An 18,009-nucleotide genomic window follows, 5' to 3' on the forward strand; every position below is an offset into this window, starting at 1 on the left:
TCACTTCGAGAACGCCTGGAACTCGGCGATCCGGACCTGGGCCCGGGCCGGGCTGGCGGTCGCGCAGTCCGTCGTCGTGGCCGGGTCGTCGTCCTGCTCGCCCGCGTACTGCGGACCGCCGGTGCACTGGCTGGCCAGCACCTCCAGCCGCAGGTGGGTGGCGAGGGTGGTGGGCACCGCGAACGTCCGCAGGTTGATGTCCCGGACGTACGCCCGGTACGCCCCGCCGGGGAACGCGTCGCCGGCGCTGGTGTAGATGCGCTTCCACCGCGTCGGGTCCGCGCAGTCGGTCGTCGTCGCGTCGCAGGCGGACACCGCGAACGAGCGCAGCGCGCTGAGCGCGTTCTGGCTGCCGGTGTCGGCGTCACCGGTGATCGCCGGGCGCAGCATCGCGCTGACGTTCACCCGCTTGACCGTCTGCGGGCCGTCGCCCGGCAACGCCACGGTGAGCTGCCGGCCGGCCACCCCGTCCAGCGAGGCCCAGTTCGTCGCCTCGGTGTCGTCGGCGACCCGGTCCAGGTTCACCCCGTCGCCGGTGACCGTCGCCCCGGACGCGGTGGACGCCAGATTGCGGCTCATCCGCAGGTCCAGGTATCCGTTCTGACCTGCCTTGACCGTCGTGCCGAGCCGCTGGTGCCCGAAGCCGGGAGCCACGGCCAGCAGGTCGTACGTGCCGGCCACCAACTCCACGGTGTCCGGGATCGGTGTGGCCGGGTCGGTGTCCGCGATCGGCGTGGCCCGGGCCTCGTACGCCCCGACGTACACCCGGATCGGCGCGTCGGCGCTGTCCCCGCGCGGGCGCAGGGTGAGCGTCGCGTTGCCGCCGCGCGGTGAGGCGAAGCTCGGCGTCGGGTCGGTGTCGGCGGCGCCGTTGGTGGCGGCGTCCCGGCCCATTCCGGAGCGGGCGAACTCGGCCCAGATCAGATCCTGGTTGGCGCCGCCGAAGCGGAGCAGGTCGGCGGTGAGCATGTTGTCCCGCATGTCGAGCATGCTGACCTGGCTGGCGGCCTGGAGCAGGAACGAGTCGAAGACCAGCTGCGACCAGCGCCGGTTGCCCGGGCACTGGTCGGCGGCGACCTTCCCCTGTGCGCAGTCGAGCTGCCGCTGCGGGGTGCCGAGGCCGTACCGCTTCACCAGCGCGGAGCGGACCCGGAGGTTGGTGGCGCCCCAGATCTCCCCGTCGGCATGCACGGCCGGGCCGCCGGTGTTGTAGCCGATGTCGGAGTAGTTCAGCGGGCTGCGGCTGGGGTCGTGGTTGCGGATGCCGCTGACCAGGTTGCCGGTGACGTAGCCGCCGGTGATGAAGGGCGTCTCGCCGGGCGCGCGCAGCCCGTGCTGGAAGAGGTACTCGGCGGCGAGCAGGTCGCCCCACGACTCGCCCATCGCCCCGCCCTGGTGACCGCTGATGCCGCTGTCCGGGCCGGCGATCATCCGGTTGGTGATCGCGTGGGTGTACTCGTGGCCGATCACCGTCATGTCGTAGTCGCCGTCCACGCACGGCGGGTACGGCCCGCCCGCCTGCGGCTGCCACAGGTACATGTTGGTGGTCGGCGGCAGCCCGTCGCGCGGGGTGCCCTGGTTGGCGTTGTTGCGGTTGCCGGTCAACGCGCCCTGCTGGGCGCGGCCCTGCTCGGCGTCCCCGCCCAGCCCGTCCGGGGTGAGGTTGACCGCCTGGAGGTTCCACGCCGACTCGGTGAAGCCCAACCGGTACGACCAGTCGTGCATCCGGTTGTGCATGGCGAACAGGTTGGCGATCGAGGCGTCCGCGTCGTTGCGCTGGGCGGAGGTGAACACCTCCGGGTTGCACTTCGCCTGGTGCCACTGGTCGGTGAACGGGTACTCGTAGCGGCGCTCCGGGCTGGTGGGGGCCGGGACGACCGGGGTGCCCGCACCCCAGGACAGCACCGTGTTGGCCGAGTTGCCGCGCGAGGTGAAGGTCGGCGTGCCGGTGGCCGCGTCGACGTCCCACGGCTGGCCGGTGGCCGGGTCGCGCCAGGCGGCCACGCAGCCGGGCACCGGGTCGGCGCACCACCGCACCCGGGGGTCCTGCCCCGGGCCGAGGTCGCGGGGCGGGGTGGCCGGGAAGACCGCCCAGCTGGGGTTGTCGGAGTCGTAGTCGACCAGGTCCTCGCGGACCAGCACCGTGCCGGTGTTGCCGTCCACGTAGCTGGTGAACGCGGCGGGGTGCTCGGTGTCCCTGCCGATCATGGTGACCTCGTACGCGGCCCGGGGCCCGTCCAGCGGGGTGGGCACGGCCACCGCCCGGATGGTGTGGCCGGCCACCTCGTCGGCGGTCAGCTCGGCGTCGGCGAGCGCCGCCGCGTACGCCTGCTCGGGGGTGCGGGTGGCCGGTGCGGGGGTCCCGTTGTCGCGGGCCAGCGACGAGCTGACCGAGAGCACCGCGCCCTTGGCGACCGCGACGGTGACGAGACCGTCCGGTCCGGCGGGCAGGTCGCCGAAGCGTTGCCGGAGGGTGACCACGGCGCCGCTGCCGATCGGCCGGACCAGCACCCGTTCCATGGCGGCCACCGAGGTGGCGTCCAGCCCGAACAGGTCGCGGTTGGCGGTCAGGTAGGCGCGGGCAGCGGCCTCCGGGTCGGTGGGCAGCCCGGTGGCGAGAGGGGTGCGGCCGGGCCCGAGCGCCTGCGGGGTGCCGAGCCGGTTCCACCGGACGTCGGGGTCGGCGGCGCGGGCCAACCCGCGCTGGCGGGCGTCGGGTGCGGCCGTACCGGTGCGGTTGTCGGCGTCGGCGGGCTCGTGGCCCTCGGCGAACGGTCCGGAACTGCGCTCGGCGGACGCCGTGTTGCCGGTGGGTGCCGCGGTGCTCACGCCGGTGGGGAGCAGCGCGGCGACCGTCGCCGTCGTCGCCAGGACGGCGATGAGCCGGCGTCGACGCCGGCTCATCGGGGGTGACCACTCCGGTTGTGGCACGGGACCTCCTCGTGGGAGCGGGATGGCCGGCGGTCGCCGACCGTCGATGCGTGGTGACGCATGTGCATTCGTGGATATCAGTCGATCGTGGTGGCGGCAAGGTCCGGGAATGTCGACACGTCGCGGGATCGAGGAAAGACGAAGCCGCCCTCGGGGTGTCCCGGGGCGGTCGTGACGATCGGTGTGGGGAGGTGAGGCCGGTGGTCGGCCGGCTACGGGTGCGGCGTGGTCATTCGGTCGGCGCCCAGTCGGGGTCGCGGCCGAAGGCGGCCAGGAGGTGGTCCTGCGCGTCGGCGTCGTCGGGCACCCGCACCCCGGTCCGGACCAGGTTGTTGCGCCGGTAGTCGTCGATCTGCCCGGCGAACCACCGGGCGGCCACGTGCACCGCGTCCGGGTCCAGTCGGGGTTGCGCGCCGATCGCCACTGCCACGTCCCAGCCGTGGATCAGGTGCTCGGCGAGGAGTTGCCGGAGGTATTCCGCGGCCGGGGTCTCACCACTGGACAGGTGCACGGTGCGGTCGATCGTGCCGGGGTGGGTGGCGGCGATCTCCGCCTGGGCGGCTGCCTCGCGCGCCGTGGAGATCGGGTCGTCGCCCAGCACGTCGCCGTCGAATCGGTCGCCGACCTCCTCGAGGGTGCGGCCGGCGAGCAGCGGGACGCTCCACCGGGCCTCGCCGACCACGTGGTTGACCACGGTGCGGACGTCCCAGTCCGAGCAGGGTGTCGGGTCGGACCACTGGCCGGGCTCGACCTGGTCCACCCGGTCGACGAATTCGGCCAGGCTCCGGCGGTACGCCTCCAGCAGATCCATGCTGCCGATTGTTCCGGTCGGCGGGGCGGGCCGAGCCGTTTTGCCCGGTCTGGTGGGGGCTGAGACCGACTGCCCCGCTCAGTCCAGGTCGGCGGGGTCCAGGCCGAGTTCCCGGGCGGTGACCAGTCGGACCCATTCGCCGAACTGCCGGCGGGAGATCACCCGGTCGTGCACGGCGAGTTGGACCGCGAGGCCGTCCATGACCGCGCTGATCCGCCAGGCGGCCCCGTCCGGGTCGGCGCACTGGAAGGTGCCGTCGGCGACCCCGGTGGAGATCACCGCGGCCAGGTCCTGACGCCAGCGCAGGTCGAGTCGGCGGGAGACCTTCTCCAGTTCCGGGGTACGCAGCGACTCGGACCATCCGTCGATCCACATGGACCAGGAGGTCGCCCGACCGGCCGGGGTGTAGAGCTTGAGGATCCTGCGGAGCTTGGTCAGTGGCGGGGCCGAGGAGCGGGTCACCGCGTCCAGTCGGGCCAGATCCTGCTCGACCGCGTACGCGAAGGCCTGCGCGAGCAACCGTTCCTTGGTGGCGAAGTGGTAGAAGACCAGTGCCTGGCTCACGCCGGCTGCGTTCGCCACATCCGCCGTTCGGGTGTTGGCCAGACCGCGCTCCACGATCACGTCGCAGGCGGTGCGCAGCAGGGCATCCAGGCGGATCTCGGCCGCACGTCTCGTCACGACCGTTACCGTAGCCCATCAGAGTGAACACGAACAGTTACCGCCGCGTGCTGAGCCACGCTGTGTCAGTCGGAAGCCGGACACTTCCCCGAGGTGCCGTCGGTCGTTCGGTAAGGAAGCATTCATCCAGGTCTGCCGCTGAAGCCGGCGTGCGGACGCGGTCACCGGTCGGCCTGCGACGCGGTGATGACGATCGTTGCCCGCTGGTGTCGGAGGGTGACCGTCACCGGCAGGCCGAGACGCCAGACCATCCTCCTAGGAAGCCCACGGGGTGGGGTGGTGACCTCGTCCGCCACGAGCGGGACGCGCCGGGGCGACCCCGAGTTGGCATGCGCTCACCGGCTCGGCTAAAGTTCTCATCCGTCACCCGGGAACGTCCGGGGGCGTGCGGACGTAGCGCAGCTGGTAGCGCATCACCTTGCCAAGGTGAGGGTCGCGGGTTCGAATCCCGTCGTCCGCTCGGAGCTGCCGCCACGCATGACGGGGGCAACCTCGGTGGGGTGGCCGAGAGGCGAGGCAACGGCCTGCAAAGCCGTGTACGCGGGTTCAAATCCCGTCCCCACCTCGGCAACAAGCACGGGCGATTGGCGCAGTGGGAGCGCGCTTCCTTGACACGGAAGAGGTCACTGGTTCAAACCCAGTATCGCCCACCACAGGGAGGACGGCCCGTCACCGGAACATCCGGTGGCGGGCCGTTTCGCATGTCACCGCCGGACCTCAGGTCACGCTGAGCCGGTAGCCGATGCCGCGTACGGTCTGGATGCCCAGGGTGGCGTCGGCGGTGCGCAGTTTGCGCCGCAACCGCTTGACGGCCGAGTGCAGGACCGAGCTGTCGCCGAGGTAGGCGCCGCCCCAGACCGATTCGAAGAGCCTCTCGTACGTCCAGACCCCGACCGGCGCGGTGGCGAGATGGGTGAGCAGGCGGTGTTCGAGGCGGGTCAGGGCCAGCGGCTGCCCGCGCCACGTCACCAGGTGGTCCAGGGCGTCGATCTCCAGGTCTCCGAGGGTGATCCGGCCCGAGGCGGGGTCCGGGACCGCGGGGGGAGCGGGGGCCACGGCCGGAGCGGGGGCGGCGGCGGATCCGGCGGCGGGGTTGACGAGCGGGGTCGGTCCGCCGATCCGGGGCGGGCCGATCATCGCCTGCAACTCGGCGAGATCGGTGCAGATCACCAGAGTGCCGAGCCCGTCCAGCCGCCGCACCATCCGCTCGCGCACCGACACGTCGGCGGTCACGCAGAACACGAGGGACACGCCATCGATCACTGTTGTACCTCCCCAGGTGCCAGTGAAAGACAACGCTGTCTGAACCGCATAGTCAATGGTTTCCGGCAGGTAGCCCTCGTGATCCACTCGGGTTCGCCGAAGACGCGCCCGCCCGGGCCGGTCGGCGCGCGGGACTCAGAACGTCAACACGCGGAACTCGCCCACCGGCCGGAAACCGAGGCGGCGGTAGACCGACTCGCCGATCGGCGACGAGGTGAGGGCGGCGGTGCGGACGCCCCGCTCGGCGGCCAGGCGGAGCGCTGCCCTGGTCATCGCCGTGCCGATGCCGCTGCGACGCTGTTCGGGCTGCGTACCCACGAAGTAGAGCGTGACCAGGCCGTGGCTGAGCCAGGCGACGGCGGTTCCGACGACCCGGCCGTCGTCCAGCCGGCCGGCCAGTCTGATCACCGTGCCGTCACCGGAGAACGCCTTCTCCCGCTCGACCGTGGCCGCCACCCCGTCCGCGGGGATCCCGGACACCCGGGCGTAGGCGGGGACGAACGCGGCCAGGTCGGTGGTCTCGGCGATGTGCAGGCCGGCTGGGCCCGGACCGTCCGCTGTCTCGTCGATCGTCGCGGTCATGATCGGCAGGCGGGCGAACTCGACGGCCCCGAGGGAGACCAGGCTGTCGGCGGTGCCGGGGTCACTGTCCGGACCGACCCACCACACCCGGGGTACGCCGTGCAGGCGCTGCCGGGCCTTCCGGAGCGCGTCCTGTGGTGGCCGACCGGCCACCCGCAGCACGCCGTTGAGGGTCGGGTGCGGCACGTCGCTGCGGTAGGTGACCAGGTCCGGACCCCCGACCGCGCCGATGTTCCAACCGAGCAGGTACGCCCGGTGCGCGGCCAGCACCGTGTCCAGGGACTCCATGAGCTGGATCGTAACGCGGTGCCGGGAACCCCTCGAACAGCCGAAACGGCGCGTGACGGTCACCCGGTCGCGGAGAGCAGTGCCTCGGCGAGGTCGGTGCGGGCGCCGAGCAGCGTATGAGCCCTCAGCCGGAACGCGACGGACCGGCCTCCCTCGTCGAGGTGGCCGGTCCGTGAACGCCTGACCTGGCGGCTGCGCCGGTGACGAGGAGGGGTCGGGTCACATCGGCGGGGCGATGTCCCGCCGCTCCTCGACGTGGCGGTACTCCACCGGCTGCTCGGTGGTGGTGACCACCTGGCGACGGCGACCCCAGACCAGCGTGGTCATGATCAGTCCGAGCACGCCGGCTCCCATCAGGATCCAGCCGACCACGTCGAGGTTGATGCCGCCGACGCTCGCGTCCAGGGCGAAGGTGAGGATCGCGCCGAGCGCGATCAGGAAGATGCTGGTGCCGATACCCACGACAGCCTCCTTAAGGGGGTGTGGTGCGCTGTCGAGCCCTTCAGTACCCCGGTGGCGACCAGCGCAATCGCCGACCGCCCAGGGTGCCGCGCCAGCGGATCTTGGCATCGGGTAGAGTTCACCTGTCGCCGACGCGAGTCGGGGGCGTGCGGACGTAGCGCAGCTGGTAGCGCATCACCTTGCCAAGGTGAGGGTCGCGGGTTCGAATCCCGTCGTCCGCTCGCGATCTGCCCCATCGGGGCCTGACTGCCGGGTTCGGCGGTCGCCACGGGCGATTGGCGCAGTGGGAGCGCGCTTCCTTGACACGGAAGAGGTCACTGGTTCAAACCCAGTATCGCCCACCAGGTATTGCTGATGCACACCGGATCGGACGAGATCACCGTCCGGTCTGGTGTGTTCGAGATTCGAGCGATCCCGTCATCTCTCGATCCGGATGGGCATCGTCGATCACGTCGACCGGTAGCACGATCTGGTTCATCACCACCCGACCGGTAGGCAACGCCTCTCCGGCAAGGGCCTCCACGAGTTCCACCAGCTGTATGGACAGGTCATGCGGCTCGTTACCGAGGATCGGTAGCGAGCCGTTCTCGTCGTGCTCCTTTGGGCCGGTACTGGTCGGCGTACGTACCGGTATGCGGTGACGCCGTCGTGCCCTCGCGCGTCGGCGGCGTCCCGGTACGGGTGAGGTACGGGAATCGGCGGCGCCAGCCGGATTCCTAGTCTCCCGGATGTCCGATCAAAGGACGGACGAACCGAGGGAGAGAGTCGAATGCTCACGAAGACGCCCGGCCGTCGACGCCGGTCACTTCCCGCGCTGCTGCTTGCCGTACCGGTGTTCCTGGCCACCAGCGTCGCCATGGCCACGCCGGCCTCGGCCGCGCCGATCGACAACCCGAGCCTGGAGATCCCGGTCGGCTGCCCGGGCGCCCGTGCGGTCATCCAGGTCGAGTGGGAGGGTACCCGCACCGCCAAGGTGCACTGGGAACTGACCGACACCAGCTCGGACGGCAAGTCGCCATTGATCAAGATCGCCGCCCGGGACGACTCCGGCGACGGCCGGAGCTGGGTGTTCCGGAACGACGAGGTGGTGTTCGGCGTCGACGGCGGCTACGGCGCCTCCGCCAGCGGCGGCGGCATCTCCTGGGACCCGGCCGGGATCGCCCAGTTCAACCACCTGGAGGTGAAGGTCAGCAACGGTACGACCGAGCAGGGCACCGAGTGCTCGGTGACGAAGAAGACCTACAACTACACCCGGCTCGCCTACCAGTACGCCCTCAACCAGGACGGCAAGCCCTACGTCCTGGGCGAGGAGGGTCCGGACGCGTTCGACTGCTCGGGCCTGGTGAAGTTCGCGTACGAAAGGGTGGTCAACTTCCCCGGCTGGGGCGGCGTCAGGACATCCGCGGCACAGTACGACTGGGCGCGTTCGGAGGCCGACAACAACAATGCCGACCTCACCAACCTGAAGAGCCGCGACGCCATCCGGGTCAACCGTAGTCGGCTCAAGGTCGGGGACCTGGTCTTCTACGACGGCCACGTCGGCCAGTACGCGGGCGGCGGGCAGTTGTACTCGGCCATGTCCCCGGCGTCGGGGATCGGCTACATGAGCGTCGACTACAAGTCCCCGCTGGGCTACTACCGGCTGGTCGGCGTCACCGGTTAGTCGGGAGCCGGCGGGTCCGCCCCGATCGCCCTCGCCTCGGTCGCGAGGGTCCCGAACCCCAGGTCGTGGGCGACCCGCTCGGCCCGGCCGGCCTCGTGCCGCGCCGCATCCGGCTCACCGGCCAGCGCCAGGGCACCGGCAAGGCCCACCCGTGCCCTGGTCTCCAGATAGCGGTACGAGTGCCGCCTCGCCATCGCCACCCCGTCCCGGAGTACGTCGAGCGCCTGTGCGATCTCGCCGTTCTCCCGGAGCGCGTTTCCGAGCGTGCCGGCGGTCATCGTCTGGGCTCGCCGGTCGTACGTCTTGACCGCGAGATCGTGTGCCTGCCGGGCCAGGCTCAACCCGATGGCGAGGTTCCGCCGGTCGATCTCCAGCCGACTCATCTCGTCCAGGGTGGAAAGCTCGCCGCGCAGGTCGCCGCGCCGCCGGTAGCCGCGCAGGACGGTGTCGAGCTGCTCGGCCGCGTCGACGAGTTCACCACGCTGCCGGAGTACGCTCGCCAGGTTTCCCCGGTTGACAAGCGCGGAACGTGCGCGCCCCGTCGCCTTGTTGATCTCCAGCGCGGCGGTGAGGCTCGTCGCGGCGTCCTCGCAGCGACCACGGTCGAGCATGATCATGCCGATGCCGTTCAGGACCGTCGCGCGGATGTGCCCCAGGGGCTCGGACGCGGTCAGGTCGAGGGCTCGGCCGAACCACGTCTCGGCGTCGGCCAGCCGGCCGAACTCGTAGTACTGCCAGCCGATGTTGTGGGAGAGGTAGGCCGCCGCCGCGTCCCAGCCGCACTCCTGCGCCAGCCGCAGGGCGGTGAGCGCGTCCTCGAGACCTTCGAGGTCGCGACCGACCATGCTCCGGACCTGCCCCCTGGACATCAGCATCGCCGCACGCGCCCGGCGGTCGGCCGAACGCTCCGCCGCCGACCAGCCGGCCCCGACGATCCGGGTCCAGCCGTCGACGTGCGGGTTGACCAGGAAGTAGCCGCGCAGCTGGTCGGCGATCCGCCAGGCGAAGTCGGCGAGCCCGTCGTCCCGGGCCGCCTGCTCGGCCAGCAGCACCAGCGCAGTCGTCTCGGCGGCGAGCCAGGCCGCCGCCCCCTTCTCGTCCGGGAACTGGCCCTCCGGCCGGGAATGGCCGCTGAGCCGGACCATCTGGGGCAGCACCCAGTCCATCGCGGCGGTCACCCGTTCGGCGTACGAGGCCAGCAACCGTGCGAAGGCGTCGTGCCGGGACCGGCTGATCTCCGCCTCGACCAGCTTGCCCGCGTAGAGCCGGAGTAGGTCGTGGAACCGGAACCGGTGCGCCGAGTACTGCAGCAGCATGTTGGCGTCGAGCAGTTCGTCCAGGATCCGCTCCGCCGTGGCGTCGTCCGTGTCGAGCAGGGCGCCGGTGGCGGTCACTCCGAAGTCCTGCGCGGGGTGCAGCGCGCAGAGCCGGAACGCCCGCCGGGCCGGCTCGCTGAGACTGTCGTAGCTGAGCTGGAAGCTGGCCAATACGCTCGTCGACCCGTCGTCGAGCTGGGCGAGGCGGCCACTCTCGTCACGCAGCCGCTGCACCAGGTCGCCGATCGCCCACGACGGACGGCTCGCCAGCCGCGCCCCCGCGATCCGCAACGCGAGCGGCAGGTGACCGCAGACGCCCGTCAGCTCCCGCGCGGACCGGGCGTCGGCTGCGACCCGCTCGCCGCCGGCCGCGGCCGCGATCATCTCGAGCGACTCGGCCGCCGTCAGGGTGCCGAGCGGCACCGAGGCCGCGACCTCCAGCCCGCGCAGCAGCCACCGGCTCGTGACCAGGACGTCACTTCGGCCGGTACCCGGCAGCAGCGGCAGCACCTGCGCCGCGTCGCTCGCGTTGTCGAGCACGACGAGCATCCGGCGCCCGGCCAACTCGGTACGCAACAGGGCCGAGTCCTCGACGAGGTCGCCACCGATGCGGTCGACGGGCACGCCGAGCGCCCGCAGGAACCGGCCGAGGACCGCCGTCGGGGAAGCGGGCTCGGCTGAGGCGCCACCCAGATCGGCATAGAGCTGGCCGCCGGGATACCGCAGGCGCAGCCGGTGCCCGGCGGTGTGCGCCAGGGCCGTCTTCCCCGATCCGGCCGCACCGTGTACGAGGACGACCCGCGACGACGCGTGCCGCAGCTCGTGCCCCGTACGCGCGACGGCGGCGACGATGCGGGCGAGTTCCGGCTCCCGGCCGACGAATCCGGCCGGGGCGGCCGGCAGCTGCTGGACCACGTTGCGGGTCGCCCTCCCGGGTACCCGCCCGCGCTGCCGGAGCACACCTACGTGGGCGTCCCGTAGCAGCTCCCCGGGATCGAGCCCGAGCTGTTCGCGCAGGTTGGCCCGAACGCGCTGGTAGGCCGCCAGTGCCTCCGCCTGCCGTCCGCTGGCCGCCAGGGTGACGATCAGTGCGGTGTGCAGCGGCTCGTGGAACTCCAGCCGATCGGCCAGCTCACGCAGGCGCGGCAGCGGCCGCTCCGGCTCGCTGACGTCCCGGGCGACCTCGGCGAAGCGCCGCAGCAGGGTGGCGTACTCCTCGGTGACCGAGGTGAGCAGCGGGTCGCCGGCCAGCTCGTCCAGGTCGCACCCGCCCCGCCACAGCTCCGCCGCCCTGGCGAGGAGCGTGAGCGCGTACTCGGGCGACGCGTCGCGCGCCTGCGCCGCCAACTGCCGGAGTTGGGCCAGGTCGAGCTGTTCGGCGGTGGCGACGAGGCGGTATCCCGACGGGGTCGGGACGATGAGGCGCTGGCCCGAGGGCTCGACCAGCCGGCGTAGTCGGGTGAGGTGCGTACGCAGTAGCTTCGTCGCGTCGTCCAACGAGTAACGGCCCCGCAGCAGTTCGCGGAGGGAGTCCCGCGGGACCGGTTCCGGGGCGCCGAGGGCGAGCTTCGCGAGCAGGACCCGTTGGGTGGCCGAGCTGACGGCGACGGTTTCGTTCCCGCGTCGGAGTTCGAGCGGCCCCAGCACCCGGATCTGTACCGGCGCACCGGGGTCGACCACCGGGCGCGGATCGTACGCCCGCGTCGCTGCGGCGGCCGAGGTGTGCAGGGCTTCCCTGGCCCGGTCGTCGAGGCCGAGCGCTGCCGCGATAGCCACCACCGAGGCGTGTCTCGGCCTGGTGCTCCGGCCCTGTTCCAGGTCCCGGAGCGCGGCGATGCTGAGGCCGGCGCGGACCGCCAGCTCGCGCTGGGTCAGCCCGCTGTGCAGGCGGTACGTCCGGAGCAGCCGGCCCACCGTGGGTCGGCCGGACGGCGGTTTCGGGGCATCCGCCGAGGCCGTGCCGTTGCCCATGCGGCGATGGTAGGACATTGATCGACGCCCGACCATGTGCGCTCGGTGAAGGCAGCGCTACCCGTCCGCCGCACGGGTCGGGGCCGCTCGCGGCCTTTGAGCTGCGGCACCGCCGGCCCGCGGCTCCGCTCACCCGCCGGCGCGGAGCACCTCGCTCAGCCGGTCGCGTCGCCGCAGCGCCGACTCGACGGGTACGACGGCGGCGGCCGTCGCCAGCAGCACCACGCCCACCAGGCCGAGCAGCCACCACGGCAGGACCGCCGCCGGGTCGACGCCCTGGCCGGTGAGCAGCCGCAGGTCGAGTGGGCCGAGCGTCAGGTGGGCGAGCAGGGCCCCGAGGAGTGGGCCGCACACCGCGGCGACCACGACCGGCGGCAGCACCTCGGCGGCGGCGACCCAGCGGGCGTCGCGTGGCCGCAGGCCGAGGGTGCGCAGCCGGGTCAGGGTCTGCCACCGCTCGGACGCACTCGCGGCGGCGGCGAGGGCGAGGCCGAGCAGCGCCAGCGCCAGCAGCACCGCGGCGGCCGTCCACGCCAGCCGGAGCAGCCCCGCGGTCAGTGGTGCCGCTCGCTGCGCCCGCAGGACGTCCGCGCGCAGGACGACGTCGGCGGCGACGCCGCTGTTCGACACGGCCCGCGCCGCGCCGGGGCCGGTCACCCAGACGGTGTTCGGCACGGCGGGCAGCCCGGCGGCGGCCACGGCCGCGGCGTCCACGATGACCACGTCGTCGGTGCCGCCGACGGAGGGAGCGGTACCGACCGCGACGAGACCGATCGCCGGGGCGTCCTGGCGGGGTAGTTGCAGGCGCGTGCCGGTTCGCAGACCACCGTCACTCGATCGGACCAGCGCGGGGACGTCCCCGGGGCCGGGTGGCGTGAGCCGGGCCAGCGCCGGCGCGTCGGGCAGCGGGGTGGTGGCCAGCAGGCGCTGGAACGCGGCGGTGTCCACGATGACCAGTCGTGGGGTGAACAGCGTCGATTCGCTGAAGAGGCGCGCGGAGTCGGTCACCTGCGCGACGACGACCTGCCCCACCCCGGGTGCGGCGGCGATGCGTTCGGCCAGAGCGGGCGTGGCGGCCTCGGCGTCGGCGCCGACGTCGAGACGGGCGTCGGCGCCCACGGTGCTCCACGCGCCGTCGACCAGACCCCGGGTGACGCTGGCTCCGAGGATCAGCGCGGACGACGCGAGCGCCGTGGCGGTGACCAGGACCAGCAGCGGCAACGCGCGACCGGCCGTGGTGGCCGCCCGCGCGGCACCGAACACGGCCAGCGGGCGACGCGACCGCAGGGCCTGCCGGAGCGCGAACCGCGCCCCGAGGGGCAGCAGCCGGAGCAGGACGAGCGCGCCGACGAGCGCGCCCAGGGCGAGGGCGCTGATCGGCAGGATCAGATCGCCGGTCAGCTCACCGGTGCCGTCGTCGGAGGCGACGGGCCGGAGCCCGCGCTGGTGCAGTGTGACGAAGGCGGCGACCGCGGCGATCAGGACGGCGGCCTCCAGGGCGGCGCGGCGCAGCCGGCCGGTGGCCCGGTTCCAACGCCGAGCGGCCGGGTTGGCGGGTTGACGTCGGTCGCGGCCGGCGCGGGCGGCGGCGAGAGTGCCGAACGCCGGCCCCGCGACGGCACCCGCGAGGACGACGGGAACGGTCCAGGCCCAGGAGACGCCCGCAACGGCCGCGCGGGCGAGCGCGAGCCCGACGGCGGCGGCCGACAGGGACACCACCGCGGACTCGACGATCAGTTCCGCGCCGAGGTCGGGTAGCGCCGTTCCACGCTGCCGGGCGACGGTCAGCGCCGGGGTACGGCGGCGGACCAGCAGATCGGCGGCGAGCAGCAGGACCAGCACCGTGGCGGTCAGCACCCCGACCAGCAGGACGGCGGCCTGTGCGGAGGCGGCGCTGATCTGCGTACGGGCGTCGCGCAGGGCGGTGTCGAGCTGCGACTGCCACCGCAGGGACCGGTCGCGCTCGCTCGATGCGCCGGAGGTGGCCTTGAGCTTGACCACCTGGCCGGCGAGCGCCGTGGTGGCGTCCCAGGTGAGCGCGTCGGGTTCCGGGGCGAAGTGGACGGTGCCCCGCAGTTGGTCCTCCTGCACGGCGAGCCGGGCGTCCGGTAACGACTCGCGGGACAGCAGGCCGCCGAAGCGGGTGATGCCCACACCGTCGACGCCGGGCACCGGGCGCAGCAGCGCCGGGGCGAGGCGCCAGGCCGGGTCGTCGCCGTCCGCGGGTCGGTAGATCCCGCTGATCCGGATGTCCGTGCCGCGCCCCTGGTCGTCCTTGGTCGGGATCCGATCGCCGGGGCCGAGGTCGAGTGCGGTGGCGTCCGCCTCGGAGAGGCCCACCTGCACCGGCCAGGGCGGCCCGTCGTAGGGGGTCTCCACGTACTCGTCGGTGACGGTGGGGCCCGGCGCGCGACCGGCGATCCAGGTCACGTCCGGGCCGTCGAGGTCACCGGCCAGGTAGGTGAACTGGAAGGTCCGCGGCACGGTGCCGTCGGTGATGGTGAGGATCGGGCCGTTGACGACGGTGACCGGCGGGAGCAGCGCGGCGTCCAGGTCGGGTCCGAGGGCGTACGTCGCCCGGGTGCGGAAGTCGTCGACCTCCTCGGCGAGGCGGGGCATCCGGACCCGCCCGCCGGTCGGGCCGTCGTCGCGTTCCCAGTCGGCGTGGGCGAGGACGTTGGAGTCCTGGCCGGCGCGGCGGACCGTGTCCTGCACGGCGCTGTCGGCGGCGACGCGCAGCAGCGCCGGCACGGCTCCGGTGAGCAGCGCCACGGCCGCGATGACGGCGGCGGTGAGCAGCAGCGGTCCGGCGTCGGTGCGGCCACGGCCACGGACGCTGGGCCAGTGCGGTACCGGCCACCGGCGGGTCAGCCACCGCTTCACGGTGCCACCCGCAGGTGCGCGGCGTCGGCCCGACGGACCTGGACGGTGACCACGACGGCGACCGCCAGCACGCACCCGGCCAGCAGCACGGCGAGCAGTACGGCCTCGGCCGGCCACGGCCAGTGCGGTTGGGCGGCCGGCACGGGCGCGGCGCCGGTGTCGGAGCGTACGAGCGGGGGTGCGACGACGTGGGTGGCGAGCGCGCCGACGGCCGCGCCCACCGTGAGCACCGGCAGGAGGACACCAGCGTGTTGGCCGAGCAGCACGGCCCGGATTCCGCGTCGGGACATCCCCAGGCCACGCAACCGCGCCACCTCGACGGCGCGGACCTGTAGGTCACAGGTGACGTGCAGGACGACACCGGCGAGCAACAGCAGGGCCGCGGCCGGGACGATGAGCCGCAGCGCGGCCGGCAACCCGGCCTGCAGCGGGCCGCCGATGAGGCGGGCGGTCTCCGCCTCGCGGGTCGCGACGGTGCCCAGGTGCAGGGCCGTGGCCCGGTCGGCGGCACCGGGATCGGTCGGGTGGCCGACCCACCAGGCGTCGACCGGGTACGTCAGGTCACCCAGCACGGCGCGTGCGCGCGACAGCGTGTCCACGTCGGCCAGCACGGCGGCGGCGCCGGGAGCGGACGGTACGGTCGGCACGACCTCGGTGACGACGACCGGGACGGGGGTGGTGCCGACGGTGACGCTGAGCCGGCTACCGCGGTCGGCGCCGACCTCGTCGGCGAAGCGGGCGGACACGGCGACGGGCACCCGGCCGGGGTCCGGGAAGGCGGTGGCGACGAGGGTCCGGGCGGCGTCCTCGGCGCCGCCGAGTTCGACGGTCGCGGCCATCCGCAGCGCGGTTCCCGTCGGCGTGGCGGACGTCGTGACGGTCGGGTCGAGCACCTTGCCCGGGACCGGCTGCGCGGACGTGGCGGTCCAGTCCGACCCGTCGCCGGACCCGGCGGGCGGCACGGTGAGCGTGACGGCCATGTCGACGCGTCCGCCGACCGGGTCGGCGGTGACCGGCAGGGCGACCGCGACGAGGCGCAGCCCGTCGGCCGTCGCGCAGGCGGGCAGCCGGACCTCCTCGCCGTCGAGCGGTACGGCGGGGCCGGTGCAGGACGTGCGCAGGCCGGTGGCGTCCTGCAGCAGCAGTCGGGGCGTCACGGTGAGCGGACTGCCGCCGCCGGCGGTGCCGCTCAGGACGAGTGGGGCCCCGGTCGGGACGGCGAGGCCGATCGCCCGGGTGCGTGGCGCCAGCGCGGCGCCCACGTCCGCCCATTCGCGGTCGTGGTCCAGCCTTCCGCGCAGCAGCGCGTCGGCGCGGGTGGCGTCGACGGCGACCAGGCGCGGCGCGTCGCCGGCGGTGCCGAGCCACTGTCCGACGGTGGTGCCACGGTTGAGGGCCGGACTCACCACGCCCGCGGTGGCCGCGCTGACGACCGTGCCGTCTCCGGCCACCGGCGCCCGGCCGAGGGTGAGGGCCAGGTCGGTGCCGACGGAGACGGCGGCCTGGTCACGCTGCGACTGGTGCCAGGTGGTGTCGAAGGCGAGGCCGAAGGTTCCGGCCGCGCAGGCCAGCCCGACGAGCAGTCCGGCCGCGACCGCCTGAGGTCGACGGGCGGCCTCGGAGACCGCCAGCGGAAGCGCCAGCCCGCGCGCGCGGTACGCCAGCCGGTCGACGCCGCGCAGGGCGGGCAGCACCACCCGGAGCGCCAGGGCGGCGCCTGCGACGAGCAGCAGCGTCGGCGCGAGCACCCGGACCGCGTCGACGCGGGGGTCGGCGGCGGTGGGCTGCGCGTACAGCTGCCACCATCCGGCGGCGGCGAACACCGCGAGCACGAGGTCGGCACCGGATCGGACGAGCAGTTCGCGGCGGGTGCGCCGGTCGCCGGCCGCCGGAACGGGTCGGATCGCCAGGACGGTGAGGACGGCGGCGAGCACCAGCGCGCCGCCGGCGACGGCGACGACCTGAGCACCGATGACGGTCGGCCGCATGGTCAGGCCGGCGCCGTCCAGCGGCGGCAGGTGGGTCAGACCGGCGTGCAGGGCGGACGAGGCCGGTATCGCGAGCGCGGCGGCGACGGCGGCGACCAGCCCGGCCTCCAGTGTCGCGGTGGCGGCGAGTTGGCGACGGCTGGTGCCCAGCGCGGACCGCAAGGCGGTCTCGTCGGCGCGTATGCCCGCGGTCAGCCGGCCGGCCAGGACGAGCGCTGTCGCGGTCAGGGCACCGCCGAGGACGGCGACGGCGAGTACGACGGCGGCGGTGACGTGCCGTTGATCGTCGGCGTCACGCAGGGTCAGCGGCAGGTCGGAGGCGACACGGGCGAGCTGGACGCGGTCGCCGAGGGTGCCGGCCAGGAGGCGGTCGGCGGTGCGGAGGGCCCCGGCGACGGCCTCCAGGTCGCGGCGGTCGTTGCGGGACAGGTCGGGGTGGGCGGTGACCTCCATCCGGTCGACCGTGGCACCCGTGGTGACCAGGTCGGCGAGGTCGACGAGGAACGGGCCGTAGGCGTTGACCGGCTGCATGAAGCGGCCGTCCCGGTAGCCGACGGCGGAGCCGGCCGCGGCCAGCGGGTCGCGGTCCCAGCCGCGCCCCGGCAGCGGGCGTACGACACCGACGACTGTCACGTCGACGGCCGCAACGGGCGGGTGGGCCAGCTCGGCGCCGAGGCGCACCCGGCGACCGGGGGTGAGGTCGAGCAGGTGGGCGGTGGACTCCAGCAGCACCGCGTCGCCCGGGTGCTCCGGCCAGCGCCCGGTGACCAGCTCGGCTCGGGTCGGCAGGTCGTCCAGCCCGGACAGGTACGCCTGGGCCCCGACGGTGGTGCCTGGGGCGAGGGTGGGCGGCAGCGCCCGCAGCACCGTCGACGCCCGCGTGCTCGTCGTCACCGGGAACGGTGCGAGCGCGGAGGCCACCGCGGTGCGGGTGTCGGCGGCGACGGACGACGCGTCCGGGCCCTCGACCGTGCCGGTGTAGACGGTCACGTCGACGGCGGCGGGGGCGGCGCGGGCCAGGGCGACCTCCAGGGCCCGCTCGGCGGTGCGGGTGACCAGCAGGGTGCAGGTGCCCAGCAGGGTCGCGCCGATCGTGACGACCCCGAGGAGCGCCGCCAGCAACGGCCACTGCGCGCGGGCGCGCCGGCTGACCAGCCTCAGCATCGTCGC

11 protein-coding genes and 5 tRNA genes are annotated in these 18,009 nt (G+C 73.7%); 6 read left to right on the top strand and 10 right to left on the bottom strand.

Annotated elements, in window-relative coordinates; genetic code table 11:
• The 3 genes from O7616_RS13285 to O7616_RS13295 form a co-directional block, all read right to left on the bottom strand.
• A complete protein-coding gene (locus tag O7616_RS13285) occupies window positions 1-2,931 on the bottom strand; it encodes a M36 family metallopeptidase (protein WP_282307065.1) in 2,931 nt (976 codons plus the stop codon).
• 229 nt (window positions 2,932-3,160) lie between these two features.
• Window positions 3,161-3,742 (bottom strand): TIGR03086 family metal-binding protein, encoded by a 582-nt coding sequence (locus O7616_RS13290; protein ID WP_282307066.1) that lies wholly within the window; start codon window positions 3,740-3,742, stop codon window positions 3,161-3,163.
• A gap of 78 nt (window positions 3,743-3,820) precedes the next feature.
• Entirely contained in the window at window positions 3,821-4,423 is a 603-nt protein-coding gene (locus O7616_RS13295; protein ID WP_282261571.1) for a TetR/AcrR family transcriptional regulator, read from the bottom strand.
• 387 nt (window positions 4,424-4,810) lie between these two features.
• Here O7616_RS13295 and O7616_RS13300 point away from each other — a divergent pair.
• The 3 genes from O7616_RS13300 to O7616_RS13310 all read left to right on the top strand — a co-directional run bounded on the left by O7616_RS13300 (window position 4,811) and on the right by O7616_RS13310 (window position 5,076).
• Window positions 4,811-4,883: transfer RNA gene (locus O7616_RS13300), tRNA-Gly, on the top strand.
• 34 nt (window positions 4,884-4,917) lie between these two features.
• Window positions 4,918-4,988, top strand: a tRNA-Cys gene (locus tag O7616_RS13305).
• 13 nt (window positions 4,989-5,001) lie between these two features.
• A tRNA-Val gene (locus O7616_RS13310) sits at window positions 5,002-5,076 on the top strand.
• A gap of 64 nt (window positions 5,077-5,140) precedes the next feature.
• On the opposite strand, the gene O7616_RS13315 is transcribed toward O7616_RS13310, so the two are convergent.
• The 3 genes from O7616_RS13315 to O7616_RS13325 form a co-directional block, all read right to left on the bottom strand.
• On the bottom strand, window positions 5,141-5,644 hold the full coding sequence (locus tag O7616_RS13315; protein WP_282307621.1) for a winged helix-turn-helix domain-containing protein: 504 nt from the start codon (window positions 5,642-5,644) through the stop codon (window positions 5,141-5,143).
• A gap of 177 nt (window positions 5,645-5,821) precedes the next feature.
• Entirely contained in the window at window positions 5,822-6,556 is a 735-nt protein-coding gene (locus tag O7616_RS13320) for a GNAT family N-acetyltransferase (RefSeq protein ID WP_282307067.1), read from the bottom strand.
• Between the two features lie 219 nt (window positions 6,557-6,775).
• The gene (locus O7616_RS13325) at window positions 6,776-7,018 is read right to left on the bottom strand and encodes a DUF6458 family protein (RefSeq protein WP_282307068.1); all 243 of its coding nucleotides are present in this window, start codon (window positions 7,016-7,018) and stop codon (window positions 6,776-6,778) included.
• Window positions 7,019-7,166: 148 nt separating this feature from the next.
• Between O7616_RS13325 and O7616_RS13330 the strand changes: the two genes are divergently transcribed.
• Together O7616_RS13330 and O7616_RS13335 are read left to right on the top strand one after the other, a co-directional pair.
• Window positions 7,167-7,239, top strand: a tRNA-Gly gene (locus O7616_RS13330).
• 48 nt (window positions 7,240-7,287) lie between these two features.
• Window positions 7,288-7,362, top strand: a tRNA-Val gene (locus O7616_RS13335).
• A 32-nt stretch (window positions 7,363-7,394) separates the two neighbouring features.
• Here the strand turns inward: O7616_RS13335 and O7616_RS13340 are convergent.
• The gene (locus O7616_RS13340) at window positions 7,395-7,550 is read right to left on the bottom strand and encodes a hypothetical protein (RefSeq protein ID WP_282307069.1); all 156 of its coding nucleotides are present in this window, start codon (window positions 7,548-7,550) and stop codon (window positions 7,395-7,397) included.
• A gap of 237 nt (window positions 7,551-7,787) precedes the next feature.
• Between O7616_RS13340 and O7616_RS13345 the strand changes: the two genes are divergently transcribed.
• Window positions 7,788-8,681 (top strand): NlpC/P60 family protein, encoded by an 894-nt coding sequence (locus tag O7616_RS13345; protein WP_282307070.1) that lies wholly within the window; start codon window positions 7,788-7,790, stop codon window positions 8,679-8,681.
• On the opposite strand, the gene O7616_RS13350 is transcribed toward O7616_RS13345, so the two are convergent.
• From O7616_RS13350 to O7616_RS13360, 3 genes are all read right to left on the bottom strand, one after another.
• Complete coding sequence (locus O7616_RS13350) at window positions 8,678-11,968, bottom strand: BTAD domain-containing putative transcriptional regulator (RefSeq protein ID WP_282307071.1); 3,291 nt, start codon at window positions 11,966-11,968, stop codon at window positions 8,678-8,680. The genes O7616_RS13345 and O7616_RS13350 overlap by 4 nt on opposite strands.
• 129 nt (window positions 11,969-12,097) lie before the next feature.
• Complete coding sequence (locus O7616_RS13355) at window positions 12,098-14,851, bottom strand: FtsX-like permease family protein (RefSeq protein ID WP_282307072.1); 2,754 nt, start codon at window positions 14,849-14,851, stop codon at window positions 12,098-12,100.
• Window positions 14,848-18,003: an FtsX-like permease family protein gene (locus O7616_RS13360; protein WP_282307073.1), complete on the bottom strand. Its 3,156-nt coding sequence runs from the start codon at window positions 18,001-18,003 to the stop codon at window positions 14,848-14,850. Before O7616_RS13360 ends, O7616_RS13355 begins: the two co-directional genes overlap by 4 nt.
• Window positions 18,004-18,009: the final 6 nt, after the last annotated feature.

This window comes from Micromonospora sp. WMMD964, from assembly GCF_029581455.1.
GTDB lineage: Bacteria > Actinomycetota > Actinomycetes > Mycobacteriales > Micromonosporaceae > Micromonospora.